Below are 16,692 nucleotides of genomic sequence, written 5' to 3' on the forward strand. Positions count from 1 at the left end.
TTCGGGTCCGGGCTATTCTGAGGTTCTCATTGGGAGTGCCTTGCCTTGACCGTAAAAGCCTCTGTCTCGCTCTCACCCCAGCAGGAGGAATTCGCCCGCAAGCTGGTCGAGGATGGCCATTTCCCGAGCCTTGCCGCTGTCGTCGAGCGAGGGCTGGATCTGGTGCGGGAAGAGACGAAGATGCGGGAAGAGGATCAGGCGGCGTTGCGGGCGCTGCTCCTGCGACGCATGGAAGGGCCGTTTCTCTCGGAAGAAGAAAGCCGGGTGCAAGTCGAGGAGATGATAGCCGAGGTGAAGGCGTCCTATGGCCTTTAGGATCGTCCGTTCTCAGGCGAGTACCGAGGATCTCCGGATCATATTCCGACATCTCATTGATAGTTATGTTGCGCTGGGAGATGACCTCCCGCAGGCAGCCGATCGCGCGCTGCGGCGCATGGATGGGATTGAGCGCGACCTTCAATCGATAGCTCGCGCGCCTCATCAGGGAACCGTCACTTCTTACCGTGGATTTGAGGGTGTTAGGCATGTAACCAAAAACAAGGTGGTCTTCTATTTTCAGACCCAGGAGACGCAAAAGGTGCTCCGGCTGCTCGCTGTGTTTTTTGGTGGACAGGATCATCAGCGGCATATGCTGAAGCGTCTGTCCTAGATGGATGGCGACCGTTGGTGAGCTTGCCGCGTGGATACTCCCTTCGATCATCGGCGGCGATTTCATCCCTCGAACTCCATGATTAAATGGTTCTTGGTTCAGCTTCATCGAGAAACCCAGTCTCTCGCAATGATCTGGCCGATGAGAAAGTACGCTGCTATCCCGACCAGCATCGCCGTTGAAATCTGCAAGACGCCGTTCTCTGCCAGCCCCCCGAGAAAACCTATGATCAAGAGACCGGCGATCCAGAGCGCCGCTACGCGAATTGCGGAGACACCGCCGAAGACTGCCTTCATGGCTGCGCCGTAGGCAATGGCTGCCCAAAATCCTTTGATGCCCATGTTCATCACATGCACCCACAATGGGGCTCCTCCCTGCGTCGGTACTCCCGTCAGAAGAAGGAAGCCACCTGCTGTGCCCATCGAGTAGATGTCCAGCATCGACATGATGGCCATTGCGAAAAACAACGCGCCGAAGATGCCGAACTCCTTCTTCAGGCGCATCCGATCACCCCTCGAACTCCATGATCAGTTCGTCGACCGCCAGGCTCTGGCCCGGCGTGACGACGATCTTCTTTACTGTGCCGCGGCGTTCGGCGCGCAGGATGTTTTCCATCTTCATCGCCTCGACGGTGGCGAGCGCCTGACCGGCTTCCACGGTCTCGCCTTCCTTGACTGCAACCCCCGTGATCACGCCAGGCATGGGGCAGAGCAGCATTTTCGAGGTGTCCGGCGGCAGCTTTTCCGGCATGAGTTTGGCGAGCGCCGCAACGCGCGGCGAGCGGATGCGGGCCGTTACATCGATGCCGTGCAGGCGCAGGCGGATGGCCGGACCCTTGAGATCGACCTTGAGGATGGCGGGGGCGCCGTCGGCGAGGATAGGGGCGAGTGTCTGTCCCGGTTGCCATGTCGTGTCGATCCGCAGGCTTTCGCCACTCACAAAATCCACGATGGTTTCGTTTGCCTCGGGGCGAAGGCTGACACTGTGGTGGCTGTCAGCAAGGGTGACGACCCAGTCGCGGCCGAGCTTGCGCGGATGGTTGCCGAGCGTGCCGGAAATCTGTGTCGCGCGGCTTTCGCGGCGGTGATGGGCAACGGCGGCGAAGGCTGCGAGCAGGCGTTCCGTTGCGGTATCCGGCGCAACACCGGTAAAGCCGTCCTTGAATTCTTCGGCGATATAGGCGGTGGTGATTTTGCCGGACCGGAAACGCTCCTGACCCATAACGGCCGAGAGGAAGGGCAGGTTGTGGCCGATACCCTCGACCTCGAAGCTGTTCAGGGCCGCGCCCATGGCCTTGATCACCGCCTGCCGTGCGATGGCGCCTTCGCCGGGCGCCCAGGTGCAGAGCTTGGCGATCATCGGGTCGTAATACATCGAGATCTCGCCGCCCTCGAAGACGCCAGTGTCGTTGCGAACGACGGTGCCGTCGGGACGCTCGCCCTCTTCCGGCGGGCGATAGCGGCTCAGGCGACCGATCGAGGGCAGGAAGTTCCGATAGGGATCTTCGGCATAGAGGCGGCTCTCGATCGCCCAGCCATTCAGCTTCACGTCGTCCTGAACGAAGGACAGTTTTTCGCCCGCGGCCACGCGGATCATCTGTTCGACGAGATCAAGCCCGGTGATGAGCTCGGTCACCGGATGCTCGACCTGCAGGCGGGTGTTCATCTCAAGGAAGTAGAACTTGTTCTGCTTGCCATCGACGATGAATTCGACCGTGCCGGCGGAGTGGTAACCGACGGCTTTTGCCAGTGCGACGGCCTGTTCGCCCATGGCCTTGCGGGTGGCTTCGTCGAGGAAGGGCGAGGGGGCCTCTTCGATGACCTTCTGGTTTCGCCGCTGGATCGAGCATTCGCGCTCTCCGAGGTAGAGCGTATTACCGTGCTTGTCGCCGAGCACCTGGATTTCGATGTGGCGCGGTTCGGTGACAAATTTCTCGATGAAGATGCGGTCGTCGCCAAACGAGTTCTTCGCCTCGTTCTTCGAGGACTGGAAGCCTTCGCGGGCTTCTTCGTCGTTCCAGGCGATGCGCATGCCCTTGCCGCCGCCGCCGGCCGAGGCCTTGATCATGACGGGATAGCCAATCTCGCCGGAGATTTTCACCGCTTCGTCGGCATCCGCGATCAGGCCCATATGGCCGGGCACCGTGGAGACGCCGGCTTCGGCCGCCAGTTTCTTCGAGGTGATCTTGTCGCCCATGGCCTGGATGGCGTTCACCGGCGGGCCAATGAAGGTCACGCCCGCCTTTTCCAGCGCCTCTGCAAAGGCTGCGTTTTCCGAGAGGAAGCCGTAGCCGGGATGCACGGCATCGGCACCGGTTTGGCGGATCGCGTCGAGGATCTTGTCGATGACGATATAGGACTGGTTCGATGGGGCCGGGCCGATATGTACGGCCTCATCGGCCATCTCGACATGCAGCGCATTTCGATCGGCATCGGAATAGACGGCGACCGTCTTGATGCCGAGCTTCTTCGCGGTCTTGATGACCCGGCAGGCAATTTCGCCCCGGTTGGCGATGAGGATTTTCTGGATCATGGATATCACTCGGCAGCTTGAGCGGGAGGGATGGCGCCAGGGGCGGCGCCTCCGATGATGAGCGCCTTGGCGCTGATGTACTCGTCGATCTCTTCCCAACCGACGGCGTCTCCGAAGGGCAGGATTTCACCCTTGGCGCGCTGCTCGGGGGATGCCTTGGCCAGGCGTGGATACCACCAGAGTGGCGCCTCTATCCTGCGCCCATCTGCCATCTGGAAGATGATGCTGTCGTCCGTGACCTCAACGGATTGGATCTGCAACTGTCGCTCATCAATGTCCAAAGTGGTCATTCCACGCCTCCTCGAAACCCTGCCGGTGTTCCGCGACAACCTTGAGGATAGCATTCACCTCATGGGCCGCGAAGCCTGCATTGCGGGCGACACCGAGATCCCGCAACCACACTTTCAACTGTTTTCCGTCCTTCAGGACGTGAATATGTGGCGGCTCGCCGATCTCCTTCGAGTAGAAAAGAAAACGATGTCCTTTCCAGAGAAGGAGTGTCGGCATGCCCGCTATTCCCTGACCTTCTTTTTCAAGCCTTTCGCCACGCTCTTTTCGTCCTTCACCTCGCCAAAGGCTTCCGGAAAGTTCTTCCGCGCCAACGGCTCGTTGATCTTCAGCTTGGCGAAATAGGATTGCGGGTCGAAGCCGCGTTCGGCGGCGATGACTTCGCGGCCAAAGAGACGGCAGAGGCGTTCGCCGTCGAGATTGCCGCGCTCGAAGGGTTCGGTGCCGAAATACTGCCAGAGCGCCTGCATGAAGCCGAGGTCGGCGAGTGCCACCGTCTGGTCCATGGTGCGGTGGCGCGGCCAGTTGGTTACCGGCGTCACTTTCGGGTTGGCGCGGCGGATCGTGTATTGCCATTGCGTTCCGGGCAGGCCGAGCGGAAAGCCCTGGTGTTTCGGCATGAGCGGATCTTTTGCCATGGCCTCACACCTCGAACACGTCTTCGAAGGATTCGGGGAAGTTCTTCCGCGCCACCTTCTCATCGATGACAAGCATGGCCTCATAGGACAGAGGATCGAATTCCTTGGTGGCCGATATCACTTCGCGACCGAAAAGCAGGCTCAAACGTGCGGCATCAAGATTGCCACGCTCGAAGGGCTCGGCGCCGAAATGATGCCAGAGCGCATGCAGGAAGGCCGCGTCGATCCGGTGTTCCTTGGTGCCTGGTCTTGCCTTTCTGGGCAGCGCCTTGATCGGGGTGACGCCGCGCGGATTGGCGCGGCGGATGGTGAACTGCACACCGGTCCCCGGCATGCCGCCGGGGAAGCCGCGATGTTTGGTCATGTCGGGGAGGCTTGGCATGGTCTCTCCTTACGCCGCAGCGATCTTGTCCTGCGTCTTCGTGTCGAAGTCGGAGGCATCGTGGCGTTCATGCAGCTGTTCGGAAAGCGGGCCGGAGGTCTTGTTGACCATCACGCCGCGCTGCACGGCGGGTCGGGCGGCAAGCTGCTTGGCCCAGCGCAGGATATGCGCGTATTCATGGGTCGACAGGAAGGTGCCGGCATCCGGATAGGATGTGTCCATCGCCAGACGGCCATACCACGGCCAAATGGCCATGTCGGCAATGGTGTAGTCGCTGCCGGAGACGAATTCGTTTTCGGCAAGCTGACGGTTCAGGACGTCGAGCTGGCGCTTGGTTTCCATGGCGTAGCGGTCGATCGCATACTGGATCTTGACCGGCGCATAGGTGAAGAAGTGGCCAAAGCCGCCGCCGACGAAGGGGGCGGAGCCCATCTGCCAGAACAGCCAGTTGAGCGTTTCGGCGCGGGCGCGCGGATCGGTCGGCAGGAAGGCGCCGAATTTTTCCGCCAGATAGGTCATGATCGAAGCAGACTCGAACAGCCGGATCGGCTTGCCGCCGTCGACAGGCGCATGGTCTGCAAGCGCCGGGATCTTGGAGTTCGGGTTCACACCGACAAAGCCCGAGCCGAACTGATCGCCCTTGCCGATATTGATCAACCACGCGTCATATTCGGCGCCGTTATGACCGGCGGCGAGCAGCTCTTCGAGCAGGATCGTCACCTTCTGGCCGTTCGGGGTGGCCAGAGAATAGAGCTGCAGCGGATGTTTGCCGACCTTCAGCTCGACTTCCGTCTGCGCGCCGGCCGTCGGACGGTTGATGCTGGCGAACTGGCCGCCATTGCCGGCCTCCCAGGTCCAGACCTTGGGCGGCACATAGCCTGCGGGCAGGTTCTTCTCGGGCGGGAATTTTTCGTCGGTCATGGATTGCCTCTGTTCCTTGGTTCACGAAGGGTCGAAGACGACTTCCGCTTACTCTTTCGCACGCTCTTCGTGGTACTCGGCTCGCTCGGGATCTTTGAGAAGTCGATATGTCTTCGCCAGCATCAGGTGAGCCCCTTGATCCTTGGCGTCAAGCTCCAACACCGAGTTAAAGAACTCCACAGCCTTCCTGTAATCGCCATCGATCCCCAGGTGAGTTCCGATCATGATCAGTGCTGCTCTTTGTCTCTCACTGCGGTCGATGGCGGCTTGTAGGCAGAATTCCTTCTTTTCCAACTTGTTCATCAAACGATAGATGTCCACGAAACCAAGATATGGGTAGGGACTCTTGGGGTCGAGCACAGCTGCCTCGCTAAACGCTTTCGAGGCCGAAGCGAAGTCCAGCTCATCCAGAGCTTGGAACCCTTTATTTGCAGCAGCACCAGCTGCTTTCCTGAAGTCCCCACCAAACTCATCGGTGACCGATGCTCGAACGCTATCTTCCCATGCTCTCGTTTCGTCATTCGTCGGTCTTTCCCAAGGGGGCACGACCAGAGTTTGGATTTGACTAGGATCGATGTGGCCGATCTCCCCTTCAGTCGGTTGCGCCAGCGATAGGTCTGCCACTAGGGTGCCCAATACCAAAAACGATGCGAATGCTTTCACGGCATAACTGGAGGTCATTGTCGGGCCTCTCACAACGGGATCGTGTCGTGCTTCTTCCAATGAGTACTCACCTGCTTGTTGCGGAGGCTCGCGAAAGCCTTGGCAATACGGCGGCGGGAGGAATGCGGCATGATCACCTCGTCGACGAAGCCGCGTTCGGCGGCCTTGAACGGGTTGGCGAAGTTGACTTCGTATTCCCGCGTGCGCTCGGCGATCTTTTCTGCGTCGCCAAGTTCGGAGCGGTAGAGGATCTCGGTCGCGCCCTTGGCGCCCATCACGGCGATTTCGGCGGTTGGCCAGGCATAGTTGATGTCGGCGCCGATATGTTTGGAGGCCATCACATCATAGGCGCCGCCATAGGCCTTGCGGGTAATCAGGGTCACCATCGGCACGGTCGCCTGGCTATAGGCGAAGAGGAGTTTTGCGCCATGCTTGATGACCCCGCCATATTCCTGGGCGGTGCCGGGCAGGAAGCCGGGCACGTCGACCAGCGTCAGGATCGGGATCGAGAAGGCATCGCAGAAGCGGACGAAACGAGCGGCCTTGCGCGATGAATCGATGTCGAGGCAGCCGGCCAGCACCATGGGCTGGTTGGCAACGACGCCGACCGTCTGGCCTTCCATGCGGATGAAGCCGGTGATGATGTTCTTCGCAAAGGCTTCCTGGATCTCGAAGAAATCGCCTTCGTCGGCCAGCGCGTAGATCAGCTCCTTCATGTCATAGGGTTTGTTGGAACTGTCGGGGATCAGCGTGTCCAGCCGCATTTCGATGCGGGCCGGATCATCATGGAAGGGCCGGACCGGCGGTTTCTCCCGGTTGTTGAGCGGCAGGAAATCGAAAAGCAGGCGGACCTGTTCCAGCGCTTCCACGTCGTTCTCATAGGCGCCATCGGCAACGGAGGATTTCTTCGTGTGGGTCGAGGCGCCGCCCAGTTCTTCCGCCGTGACGATCTCGTTGGTGACGGTCTTCACCACATCGGGGCCGGTGACGAACATGTAGGAGCTATCGCGCACCATGAAGATGAAGTCCGTCATCGCAGGCGAATAGACGGCACCGCCGGCGCAGGGGCCCATGATGACGGAGATCTGCGGGATCACGCCCGATGCGTCGACATTGCGCTTGAAGACATCGGCATAGCCGGCAAGCGAGGCCACACCTTCCTGGATGCGGGCGCCACCACTATCATTCAGGCCGATCACGGGGGCTCCCACCTTCATCGCCATGTCCATGATCTTGCAGATCTTCTGAGCATGGGTTTCCGACAGCGAGCCGCCGAGCACGGTGAAATCCTGGGAGAAGACATAGACCTGACGGCCATTGATCGTGCCCCAGCCGGTGACGACGCCATCGCCTGGCACCTTTTGGGTCTCCATCCCGAAATCCACGCAGCGATGGGTGACATACATGTCGTATTCTTCGAAGGAGCCTTCGTCGAGCAGGACCTCGATGCGCTCGCGGGCGGTCAGCTTGCCCTTGCCGTGCTGGGCGGCGATGCGCTTTTCGCCGCCGCCGAGGCGGGCCTCGTCGCGACGGGCTTCGAGCTGGTCCAGGATCGTCAGCATATGTCCTCCCGAATGGTCTTTTGGCTCTTAAGCCTTGATGTGACACCTATTCCACTGTGCCGCAGAAGAAAACGGTTGAACAGGTGCATCTGTGGATTTATGAATTTGCAAAGTGAAAATTGCGAATTTGTGAAATGGCCATCGGGAAACTCTTCATCGGCCGCAAGGTCCGCGACATCCGCCAGGCAAATGGCGCCACGCAGGCGCAGTTTGCCGATATGGTCGGCATTTCCACCAGCTATCTCAACCAGATCGAAAACAACCAGCGCCCGGTCTCGGCCTCTGTGCTGTTGTCGCTGGCGGAAAAGTTCGGCATCGATATCACGGAGTTGTCCTCCGGCCAGAACGACCGGCTGATGTCGGCGCTGACGGAGGCGCTCTCCGATCCCTTGTTCGAAACCTATTCGCCGAGCCTGCAGGAGCTGAAGCTCGTCACCCAGAATGCGCCGGGTTTTGCCCATGCGCTGATTGCCGCCCACCAGGCTTACCGGCGCGGCAATGAGCAGCTGGCAAGCCTCGACGACCGGCTGGGGGCGGCCCCCAGCCAGGAGGTGACGCCGTATGACGAGGTGCGCGACTTCTTCCACTTCGTCGACAATTACATCCACGATCTCGACCTCGCCGCCGAGCAGCTGGCGACAGAGCTGAAGCTCGGGGAGGGGGAGAATTACGCGGCCCTTTCAGGCCATCTCGAAGCGCGCCATGGCGTGCGCGTGGTGCGCGGCGAGGCCGGCGACGAGGCGATCCGCCGCTTCGATCCGGTGGGGCGCATCCTGACCGTCAGCCGCTATGCCTCTGCCCCGACCCGCGATTTCCAGATCGCCATCCAGATTGCCCAGCTGGCGGCGGCCACCAAGATCGACCAGGTGCTGAAACAGGCGAATTTCCGCAGCGAAGAGGCGGTCGAGATCTGTCGCATGGGTCTCTACAACTATTTCGCCGGGGCGCTGATCCTGCCCTATCGCAGCTTCCTCACCGCCGCGCGGGATCTGCGCCACGATATCGAACTGCTCGCCGCCCGTTTCGAAGCCTCGCTCGAACAGGTCTGTCACCGTCTATCGACGCTGCAGAGGCCGGGGCTGAAGGGTGTGCCGATCTTCTTTGCCCGCATCGACCGGGCCGGCAATATCACCAAGCGGCACAGTGCTGCCCGCCTGCAATTCGCCCGCTTCGGGGCGGCCTGTCCGCTGTGGAATGCACATCAGGCCTTCGAGACGCCGGGCCGGATCATCCGCCAGACGGCGGAAACGCCCGACGGCGTGCGCTATCTCTGCATCGCAACGCAGGTGTCAAAAGGCTCCGCCGGCTTCCGCGCCGCCAATCCGCGTTACGCCTTGGCGCTCGGCTGCGAGATCTCCTATGCCGGCGCCTTCGTCTATGCCGACGACCTCGACCTCTCCAACCGCGGCGCCTTCGACCCCATCGGCATTTCCTGCCGCATCTGCGAGCGCGTCAAATGCACCAGCCGCGCCGTGCCGCCGCTGAAAAGGAAGCTGGTGGTGGATCATCGGGTAAGGAACCCGATGCCCTATGAGATTGAGTAATGCGCTTAGGTTGTGAGTTCGTCGACAATTTTGGGTTGTAAGTTTCGCGCCAGCTTTGGCCTCTACCTCTCGCATCAGAAGAGCGAAGCGGAGTGGGGCGATGCAGATCAGTCAATCTACGAATACTTATTCGGCAAAGTTTGCCGGTTCGAGTTCTGCTTCCGGGGCGAAGAGCGCGGATCAGGGCTTTGGCGCGTTTGTGAATAAACATGACTATGCCTCCAAGGAGAACGGCCTCTTCAAGACTATGCTCATGGATCCCAGTTTGCAGGATAACTATGTGCAGCGTGCAGATGGCGCGTATGAGATCATCGCAGATCCAGAGGGCTCGCCCGTAGACACTCGAATAGGTACCTTACGGCTGCTCCTTCAGGCGCAGGCTGCGGGTCCCGATGCGGACTACGAGGCTGTATTGCGCCCATTCACTGCGAATGAGCTGGATGCTTTTCGGCAAATAACCGGGTATAATTTGATTGAGTTGCCAGGTGGTGCGGGGTCAATTGTGGATGACTATGGACGATCTCCTCCGAATGAGGAGGTTGATCGGCTCATGGCTGCCTGGCACACCTTTCATACGGCAAAGGGCCTTGCTGGGCTTGATGCTGAGATCACCATGGCGGATCTGAAGAGCGCTGCGGGTATGTACGCCATGGAAGGGTGGCGTGACACATCTCTGTGGACTGACTTCATAGACATGATTGACGGGCTTGCTTCCTCCGACAGCCCGCTCGCATCCGGCGAAAGCGCGATGACGGAGCAAGAGACCGTCGCCGAGAGTTCAGCAGATACCTTGCCGTTATGATCGGCACTCCTCTGATCAAGCGATGTTGTCTGCGTGCCCTCGTGTGCTATATTTGTAGCACAATGTGGAGGCGACGATGACGGTGACGACAAAGGTGCGCAAACAGGGCGGGGCTGCCGTGGTCACGATCCCACCAGCGCTGCTCAAGCTCATGGCCGTCGAGGTCGGCGATCAGCTCTCACTTGACGTCCAGAATGGCGAGTTGGTAGCAAAGCCGCTGCGAGTCGGCGCCAAGCGCTATACTTTAGCGGAATTGCTGGTCGGCGCCGAAGAGCTCGCCCAGCTGAATACTTCGCTGGCCGAGACGATGGAGGGCGATGCCATCGGTCGCGAGATCGGCTGATGGTGCGCAGCGGTGTTCCTCGCCGGGGCGATGTCTACTGGATAGATCCCAATCCGGTCGCCGGGCGCGAGATGAAGAACCGGCATCGGTTCGTTGTGATCACGCCGCACGAAATCAATATATTCGGTGTCTGTATGACCGTGCCGGTTACCACAGGCGGTGGCTTCACACGCGACATCGGCCTTGCCGTCCCGATTCATGGGCATGATACGACCGGGGTAGCGGTCTGTAATCAGGTGCGCAGTTTCGATATCGCAGCCCGTGTTCAGCAGCGCACGGCGAGCTTCATCGAGACGCTGGATAAGGCGACCGTCGATGAGATCGTCGCGCGCGTCGTCAGTGCCATCGATCCGCTGCCGACACCGGGTTGATCATATCCTAATCTACCCAAACAACCGCTCATCCCTCGCCACAAAAAACGCCTCGACACTCTCCGGCGCCACCCCCTCCAGCGTCGCCGGGGACCATTTCGGGTTTCGGTCCTTGTCGATGATCGCAGCACGTATGCCTTCGTAGAAGTCGGAGACTTTCACCACCTGAAGTGTGCCCGAAAATTCACGTTCGAGGCAGCTTTCGAGGTCTTTTGAGCGGCGGGCCTCGCGCAGCATCCTGAGCGTCACCTTCAGGCTGGTCGGCGATTTCGCGCGCATGACGGCGAGCGTTCTGGCTGCGAGATCGGACTGTTCTTTTTCTAGGGCGGCAATGATCTCCTCCACCGTGTCGAAGGAAAAGCAGCGGTCGATCATGGCGCGGCCTTCGGAAAAGATGCCTGTCGGGCCGTCCACCGTGTAATCGCGGATGATCGAGGCGATCGTTGGCCCGAGGGCCGGTGCGGGCAGGGCGGCGATCCGCTCCAGCAGGGCGGCAATCCGGTCCTGCGGAACGAACCAGTCGGCAAAACCTGCGGTGATGGCGTCGGCACCGTTCACCGCCTCGCCGGATAGCCCCATCCAGGTGCCGAGTTCGCCGGGTGCGCGGGAGAGCAGCCAGGTCGCGCCGATATCGGGAAAGAAGCCGATGCCGGTTTCGGGCATGGCGAGTTTCGTTGTTTCGGTCACGATGCGGTGGCTGCCATGGCTGGACACGCCCACACCGCCGCCCATGGTGATGCCGTCCATGACGACGACATAGGGCTTGGTAAAGCGCGCAATGCGGGCATTCAGCCGGTATTCGGCTTTCAGGAAGGCGGAAGCCTTGCCGTCACCGGCCTTGCCGCTTTCATAGAACATCCTGATATCGCCGCCGGCACACAGCCCGCGCTCGCCTTCGCCGGTGACCAGCACGGCTGCGACCTGTGGATCGGTTTCAAGGGCATCGAGCGCCTTGCCGAAGTCCAGCACCATGGCATGGCTCAAGCTGTTCAGCACGCGCGGCCGGTTGAGCGCAATCAGCCCGAGCGCTCCTTTTTTCGCCGTCAGGATTTCCTCCCCCTGATAGTCCGCCTCCAGATAGCGCATGCCGTTCTCCCTCGTCTTTTGAGAGAGTTAGATATGCGTCGCGGAGAAAGGGCAAGAGGCGGGGTGTTGCATAGGCAGGGGAACCCCCCTCTGCCCTGCCGGGCATCTCCCCCACAAGGGGGGAGACTGGCTGAGCCGTCGGCCCCTCACATTCCTTTGGTGCCGCAAAGGGATCGGCGAACGCTGCGCTCCGCTCTCCCCCCCTTGTGGGGGAGATGTCACGCAGTGACAGAGGGGGTATCCCCATGCGACAGCCGTGAGCTGCCTTGGAAAGGATCAGCCAACAAGGTTGCGCGGCGTGCCAGCCACAAACAGCTCGATGTTTTCGATCAGCTGGTCGGCCAGCGCCTGGATTGCCTCACGGCTTGCCCAGGCAATATGCGGTGTGAGGATGACGTTGTCGCGGGCGGCGATGCGCATCATCGGGCTGTCGGCTGCGGGCGGTTCGCCATCGGTCACGTCGAAGCCGGCGCCGGAAATCTGGCCGGCGTCGAGAGCCTCTTCGAGCGCAGGCTCGTCGACGAGGCCGCCGCGACCGGTGTTGATGAGAAGTGGTTTTCTCTCCATCAGGGCAAATTCCCGCGCGCTGATCACGCCGCGCGTCTCCGGCGTCAGCGGGCAATGCAGGGTGATCACGTCGGAGCGCTTCAGGACCTCATCGAAATCGGTCTGGCCGGGTTTCAGGTTTGTTGCGCCGCGACGGCCGGCGGCTAGCACCGTCATGCCGAACGCCTCGGCGATCTTTCCAACGGATTGGCCAAGCCTGCCATTTCCGATGATGCCGAGCGTTGCGCCGCCGAGATCGGCAACGGGATAATCGAAATAGCAGAATTGCGCGGCCTGCTGCCAACGACCGTCGATCACCGATTGGCGATAGGGAACGATCGAACGGCGCAAGGCGAGCATCAGGGCGAAGGTGTGTTCCGGCACCGTGTGCCTGGCGTAATTCCTGATGTTTGAAACGGCGATGTCGCGGTTTTTGGCTTCGGCAAGGTCGATGATGTCGGTGCCTGTCGCAGCGACCGCGATCAGCTTCAATCGGGTTGCCTGCGCGAGTGCGTCTGCGCGGACCGGTACCTTGTTCGTGATGACGATGTCGGCATCGCGAATGCGCTCGGCCACCTGGTCGGGGCGGGTGCGCGCATGGACGATCATCTCGTGCACATAGGACGGCGGCCTGACCACGGTTTCGGGCGAGAGCGTGTCCCGGTCGAGAAAAACGATACGGATCATGGCAGTCCTCCTATGCACGTGCCGGCGTCAGGCCCTGCGGTGCAGAGGCTCGTGACTCTCATCGGCGACTAAATCGCTCGGAGCCTATAGAGGATTGTGTCAACAAAAAACCCGGGAGCGAGCTCCCGGGTCATCTGGTTCAAAGGTCTCGCAAATCAGTTGCGGGATACCCAGTCATCGATCTCGCGGTCGGCTTCTTCCTGGGTCTTGCCGTAGGCGGCCTGGATCTTGCCGGACAGTTCCTTGCGCTTGCCGTTGATGACGTCGAGGTCGTCACCGGTCAGCTTGCCCCACTGGGTCTGGGCCTTGCCTTTAAACTGCTCCCAATTGCCTTCAACCTGATTCCAATTCATGGCTTTTCTCCCGTGTTATGTTGAACATCGAGGTGTCGTGTCCTCGGCTCAACAACGCGGTGAGGGATGGGAAGTTCCGCCAGAAACCAATTTCGACGAGACATCGACGCGCAAAAACAAAGGCGGATGACGATGGAACACTTCTCTATATAGGCCGTTGTTTGGCGGAGGCTTGCTGACAAGCCGATCCATTTCCACTGTGCAATTTCAGGAGATACATCATGGTTCAGGCGTCGAACACCATCAAGTCTGTCGCGGACGAGGCAGCGGAGCGTATCGACAGCAATCTGTCGACCGCCGGTGCTGCATCCAGCGAAGACGTTCAGGCCGAGCTGGAGCAGCTGCGCCGCGATCTTGCCGCCCTGACCCAGACTGTTGCCTCCTATGGCAGTGGCAAGATCCGGGAAGCCGGTGATGTGTCGCGCGAATATGTCGATAGCGCCCGCGAGCAGCTGCGCAATGCCGAGCAGGACATCGAGGCCTATGTGCATGCCAAGCCGTTCCAGTCGCTGGCCATTGCCGCCGGCGTCGGCTACGTGCTCGCACTTCTCAGCCGTCGCTGATCCATGCTGCCACTGTTCACACAGCTCGGCGTCGTGGCTTTCGGCCGCATCAAGCCAACCTATGAGCAGGTCACGCGCTCCGTGATTGCGGGCGCCGTGGCTGCGATCTTCGGGCTTACCGCCTATGTCGCTCTGCTGGTTGCGCTCGGCATCTACATCGCCGATTTCCACGGCGCCTTGTGGGCAGCTCTCGCCGTTGCCATGCTCAATGCGCTCTTGGCGATCGTCGTCATTGTCGGCGTCAAGATCGCCAACCGCCAGGCCCAGCGCAGGGTGGAAGCGCAGCAGCGCGCGGCGCGCTCCCGTCTGCCGGATCCCGTCACGCTCCAGTTGCTCGCCAGCGTTCCGGCGCTTCTAAAAGGACGATCGCTCATCACCACGGCGGCCATCGCGGCCATGGTCTTTGCGGTTGCCAAGTCGCAAGGCGCTGGCCGCTACGACGATTGACACAGTCTTAGGAAAAGGCTGGCTTTTGGAAAAGGCGGGGAGGCATTCCTCGCCTTTCCTCATTGTCGGTCCGATTTTGTGGCTTTCAACTCCGCCTCATGCAGACGCTCGAGGAGATCGAGCAGATGGGCAGGCGTTCCTTCATCGACGATGCTGTCGTAATAGCTTTTAAGACGCGAGCCGATCTTTTCATCGACAATGCCGGTTTTCCCGGCATCCTCGCCGGCATGATCCGATCCCGGCGCTTTTTCGTTATCCATCTTGATTTGGCCCGATACTTTCATTTGTCGAAGCGGATAGCAGCCTGATAAGAAACGATCCGGAAAAATTGTTCCAGATGGGTGGAACTATTTTTCCCAGGCTTCGTTATGGCAGCGTCCGCACCTATTCCATACTGATTGGAGAATTGCATGTCCCTTACTGCTCGTGTTGCTAGTCATCTTCCCTATCTGAGGCGTTATGCGCGTGCCGTCACCGGCTCCCAGACCTCTGGCGATGCCTATGTTGCCGCAGTGCTCGAGGCCTTGATCGCTGATCTTTCTATCTTCCCTGACGAAGGTGACGATCGCGTTTCGCTCTATAAATTGTTTGTCGTCATTTACGATTCCACCAAGGTCGAGCTGCCGCCGATCACCTCGCCCTTTGCGTGGGAAAAGCGGGCGCAGGCCAATCTGGCCGCTGTACCTACCCGCGCGCGCCACGCCTTCCTGCTGATCACGGTGGAGGGCTTTACGGCTGCTGAGGCCGCCCGCATCCTCGACGTCAACGATGCCGAGTTCAACGCCCTGTTCAACGAGGCCTCCCAGGAAATTTCCCGCCAGGTCGCAACCGACATCATGATCATCGAAGACGAGCCGCTGATTGCGCTTGATATCGAGCAGATGGTCGAGGATCTCGGACATCGCGTCACCGGCATTGCCCGCACCCATGCGGAGGCCGTCGAACTGTTCAACCGCACCAACCCGAAGATGGTGCTGGCCGATATCCAGCTTGCCGACGGCAGCTCGGGCATCGACGCGGTCAACGATATCCTCAAGGTCGATAGCGTACCTGTCATTTTCATCACCGCCTTCCCGGAACGTCTTCTGACGGGCGAGCGCCCGGAACCCGCCTTCCTTGTGACGAAGCCGTTTAACCCTGATATGGTCAAGGCGTTGATTAGCCAGGCTCTGTTCTTTAACGAACGGGTCAGCGAGCAGGCGTAATGAACTTGAAAAACTTTCAGTCTGGTGGTTTTTCGCGGCCATGCTTGGCGTGGATGAGCTTCCGATGATGGCGGAGCTGGAATATTGGTACATCGATTAACCTGGTTTGAACCTCAGCGCGGCGACGACCAGCTGCGCGAGTTTTTCATAACCGCCTTGATGGATTTGGGAGCCAGTCTGATCCTGCAGGATCAGTCTGGTCGCTACCTTTGCATCACCTCGTTGCCTCCGCGCTGGCAGCTCAAGGAAGGGATTCCTCCAACCGACCTTAGCATTTTCGGTTCGGAGATTGCCGTCAGGCTGGAGGAACTCAAGGCAGGCCTCACCAGCCACGGTGACAGGGCAGAACTCGAGGTGGAAGCTGGTGACGACACCTTCTTCGAGTTCCGCTGCCGCCTCGTGGAAATGGCCGACAAGAAACTTCATCTGATTACCGTTGTGATCGATCGGACGGAGGATCGGCGTCGCGAGCGGCTGCTGCGAGCGCTGCTGAGAGAGGTCAGTCATCGCTCGAAAAACCTGCTGGCGATCATCCAGTCCATCGCATCGCAGACGGCACGGCATGCCGGCACGCTAGACATGTTCCTCGGCAAGTTCCGGGGACGGTTGCATGCGCTGTCGCAATCGCAGGATCTGATCACCGATTCCAGCTGGCGCGGCGCCTATTTCCGCGACCTTCTGAAGCAGCAGGTCGATCGCTACGTGCAGGAAAATGCAGATCTCGTAAAGGTCAGTGGCGACAATGTGCTGTTGACCCCGAATGCCTCGCTGCATATCGGGCTTGCCCTGCATGAACTGGTGGTCAATGCGGTCAGCCACGGAGATTTTCTCCAGAGGCGCATTCCCATCGAGGTCAGCTGTCAACGCATCGAGAAGCCCGGTGGTCCCGAGGTGAAAATCGTCTGGGTGGAGCCTTATGGTGCCCGGGAAGAGATCGACAGCAAATCCGGGCGCTTCGGCAGCACGGTGCTGGAACGAGTCGTGCCCTCATCCGTTAATGGCGTGGCTTCGCATCACTTGCGTGATGGGGAAGTGCGCTATGAGCTCCAATTTCCACTCGAAATCTTTGACTGACGGCCCCTGGCCCCAGGGGACGGTTCCTCTGGAGGC

Annotated in this window: 23 protein-coding genes; 10 read left to right on the top strand and 13 right to left on the bottom strand. The window is 60.1% G+C overall.

What is annotated here, in order from left to right; translation table 11 throughout:
* The first annotated feature begins 45 nt into the window (after positions 1-45).
* Complete coding sequence (locus FAA97_RS18860; RefSeq protein WP_136600116.1) at positions 46-315, top strand: type II toxin-antitoxin system ParD family antitoxin; 270 nt, start codon at positions 46-48, stop codon at positions 313-315.
* Entirely contained in the window at positions 305-649 is a 345-nt protein-coding gene (locus tag FAA97_RS18865) for a type II toxin-antitoxin system RelE/ParE family toxin (protein ID WP_136600117.1), read from the top strand. The genes FAA97_RS18860 and FAA97_RS18865 overlap by 11 nt, the downstream gene beginning before the upstream one ends.
* 104 nt (positions 650-753) lie before the next feature.
* Here FAA97_RS18865 and FAA97_RS18870 read toward each other — a convergent pair whose 3' ends face one another.
* From FAA97_RS18870 to FAA97_RS18910, 9 genes are read right to left on the bottom strand one after another with little or no spacing between them, the layout of a single operon-like run.
* Complete coding sequence (locus tag FAA97_RS18870) at positions 754-1,152, bottom strand: hypothetical protein (protein ID WP_136600118.1); 399 nt, start codon at positions 1,150-1,152, stop codon at positions 754-756.
* 4 nt (positions 1,153-1,156) lie between these two features.
* Positions 1,157-3,181 carry an acetyl-CoA carboxylase biotin carboxylase subunit gene (locus tag FAA97_RS18875; protein ID WP_136600119.1) on the bottom strand — a complete coding sequence of 675 codons (2,025 nt, stop codon included), beginning with the start codon at positions 3,179-3,181 and terminating at the stop codon, positions 1,157-1,159.
* 5 nt (positions 3,182-3,186) lie between these two features.
* Positions 3,187-3,471 (bottom strand): DUF2442 domain-containing protein, encoded by a 285-nt coding sequence (locus FAA97_RS18880; RefSeq protein ID WP_136600120.1) that lies wholly within the window; start codon positions 3,469-3,471, stop codon positions 3,187-3,189.
* Positions 3,452-3,688 (bottom strand): DUF4160 domain-containing protein, encoded by a 237-nt coding sequence (locus FAA97_RS18885; protein WP_110792574.1) that lies wholly within the window; start codon positions 3,686-3,688, stop codon positions 3,452-3,454. The genes FAA97_RS18880 and FAA97_RS18885 overlap by 20 nt, the downstream gene beginning before the upstream one ends.
* Before the next feature lie 5 nt (positions 3,689-3,693).
* The gene (locus tag FAA97_RS18890; RefSeq protein WP_113461161.1) at positions 3,694-4,107 is read right to left on the bottom strand and encodes a hypothetical protein; all 414 of its coding nucleotides are present in this window, start codon (positions 4,105-4,107) and stop codon (positions 3,694-3,696) included.
* A 4-nt stretch (positions 4,108-4,111) separates the two neighbouring features.
* The gene (locus FAA97_RS18895) at positions 4,112-4,489 is read right to left on the bottom strand and encodes a hypothetical protein (protein WP_136600121.1); all 378 of its coding nucleotides are present in this window, start codon (positions 4,487-4,489) and stop codon (positions 4,112-4,114) included.
* Positions 4,490-4,498: 9 nt separating this feature from the next.
* On the bottom strand, positions 4,499-5,410 hold the full coding sequence (gene yghU / locus FAA97_RS18900) for a glutathione-dependent disulfide-bond oxidoreductase (RefSeq protein ID WP_136600122.1): 912 nt from the start codon (positions 5,408-5,410) through the stop codon (positions 4,499-4,501).
* A 48-nt stretch (positions 5,411-5,458) separates the two neighbouring features.
* Entirely contained in the window at positions 5,459-6,091 is a 633-nt protein-coding gene (locus FAA97_RS18905; protein ID WP_136600123.1) for a tetratricopeptide repeat protein, read from the bottom strand.
* Positions 6,092-6,102: 11 nt separating this feature from the next.
* A complete protein-coding gene (locus FAA97_RS18910; protein ID WP_136600124.1) occupies positions 6,103-7,635 on the bottom strand; it encodes an acyl-CoA carboxylase subunit beta in 1,533 nt (510 codons plus the stop codon).
* A 134-nt stretch (positions 7,636-7,769) separates the two neighbouring features.
* Between FAA97_RS18910 and FAA97_RS18915 the strand changes: the two genes are divergently transcribed.
* The 4 genes from FAA97_RS18915 (at position 7,770) to mazF (ending at position 10,695) form a co-directional block, all read left to right on the top strand.
* Positions 7,770-9,179, top strand: coding sequence for a helix-turn-helix domain-containing protein (locus FAA97_RS18915; RefSeq protein WP_054156972.1), 1,410 nt, complete (start codon positions 7,770-7,772; stop codon positions 9,177-9,179).
* A 100-nt stretch (positions 9,180-9,279) separates the two neighbouring features.
* Positions 9,280-9,981 (top strand): hypothetical protein, encoded by a 702-nt coding sequence (locus tag FAA97_RS18920; RefSeq protein ID WP_136600125.1) that lies wholly within the window; start codon positions 9,280-9,282, stop codon positions 9,979-9,981.
* A gap of 76 nt (positions 9,982-10,057) precedes the next feature.
* Positions 10,058-10,324, top strand: coding sequence for a type II toxin-antitoxin system antitoxin MazE (gene mazE, locus FAA97_RS18925; RefSeq protein ID WP_136600126.1), 267 nt, complete (start codon positions 10,058-10,060; stop codon positions 10,322-10,324).
* Positions 10,324-10,695 carry a type II toxin-antitoxin system toxin MazF gene (gene mazF, locus FAA97_RS18930; RefSeq protein WP_136600127.1) on the top strand — a complete coding sequence of 124 codons (372 nt, stop codon included), beginning with the start codon at positions 10,324-10,326 and terminating at the stop codon, positions 10,693-10,695. The genes mazE and mazF overlap by 1 nt, the downstream gene beginning before the upstream one ends.
* A gap of 12 nt (positions 10,696-10,707) precedes the next feature.
* Here mazF and FAA97_RS18935 read toward each other — a convergent pair whose 3' ends face one another.
* The 3 genes from FAA97_RS18935 to FAA97_RS18945 form a co-directional block, all read right to left on the bottom strand.
* Positions 10,708-11,781, bottom strand: a complete 1,074-nt coding sequence (locus FAA97_RS18935) for an enoyl-CoA hydratase/isomerase family protein (protein WP_136600128.1) — start codon at positions 11,779-11,781, stop codon at positions 10,708-10,710.
* A 276-nt stretch (positions 11,782-12,057) separates the two neighbouring features.
* A complete protein-coding gene (locus tag FAA97_RS18940; RefSeq protein WP_136600129.1) occupies positions 12,058-13,014 on the bottom strand; it encodes a D-2-hydroxyacid dehydrogenase in 957 nt (318 codons plus the stop codon).
* 155 nt (positions 13,015-13,169) lie between these two features.
* Positions 13,170-13,367, bottom strand: coding sequence for a CsbD family protein (locus FAA97_RS18945; protein WP_136600130.1), 198 nt, complete (start codon positions 13,365-13,367; stop codon positions 13,170-13,172).
* Between the two features lie 221 nt (positions 13,368-13,588).
* On the opposite strand from FAA97_RS18945, the gene FAA97_RS18950 reads away from it, so the two are divergent.
* Together FAA97_RS18950 and FAA97_RS18955 are read left to right on the top strand one after the other, a co-directional pair.
* Positions 13,589-13,930 (top strand): ElaB/YgaM/YqjD family protein, encoded by a 342-nt coding sequence (locus FAA97_RS18950; protein ID WP_136600131.1) that lies wholly within the window; start codon positions 13,589-13,591, stop codon positions 13,928-13,930.
* 3 nt (positions 13,931-13,933) lie between these two features.
* Positions 13,934-14,377, top strand: a complete 444-nt coding sequence (locus FAA97_RS18955; RefSeq protein ID WP_136600132.1) for a hypothetical protein — start codon at positions 13,934-13,936, stop codon at positions 14,375-14,377.
* A 59-nt stretch (positions 14,378-14,436) separates the two neighbouring features.
* Here the strand turns inward: FAA97_RS18955 and FAA97_RS18960 are convergent, their stop codons facing one another.
* Positions 14,437-14,637, bottom strand: coding sequence for a NepR family anti-sigma factor (locus FAA97_RS18960; protein WP_136600133.1), 201 nt, complete (start codon positions 14,635-14,637; stop codon positions 14,437-14,439).
* Positions 14,638-14,787: 150 nt separating this feature from the next.
* On the opposite strand from FAA97_RS18960, the gene FAA97_RS18965 reads away from it, so the two are divergent.
* Together FAA97_RS18965 and FAA97_RS18970 are read left to right on the top strand one after the other, a co-directional pair.
* Positions 14,788-15,582: a response regulator gene (locus tag FAA97_RS18965; protein WP_136600134.1), complete on the top strand. Its 795-nt coding sequence runs from the start codon at positions 14,788-14,790 to the stop codon at positions 15,580-15,582.
* An 84-nt stretch (positions 15,583-15,666) separates the two neighbouring features.
* On the top strand, positions 15,667-16,656 hold the full coding sequence (locus FAA97_RS18970) for a sensor histidine kinase (protein ID WP_136600135.1): 990 nt from the start codon (positions 15,667-15,669) through the stop codon (positions 16,654-16,656).
* The last annotated feature ends 36 nt before the right edge of the window (positions 16,657-16,692 follow it).

Source organism: Peteryoungia ipomoeae (assembly GCF_004912165.1).
In the GTDB taxonomy this organism is placed as follows: domain Bacteria; phylum Pseudomonadota; class Alphaproteobacteria; order Rhizobiales; family Rhizobiaceae; genus Allorhizobium; species Allorhizobium ipomoeae.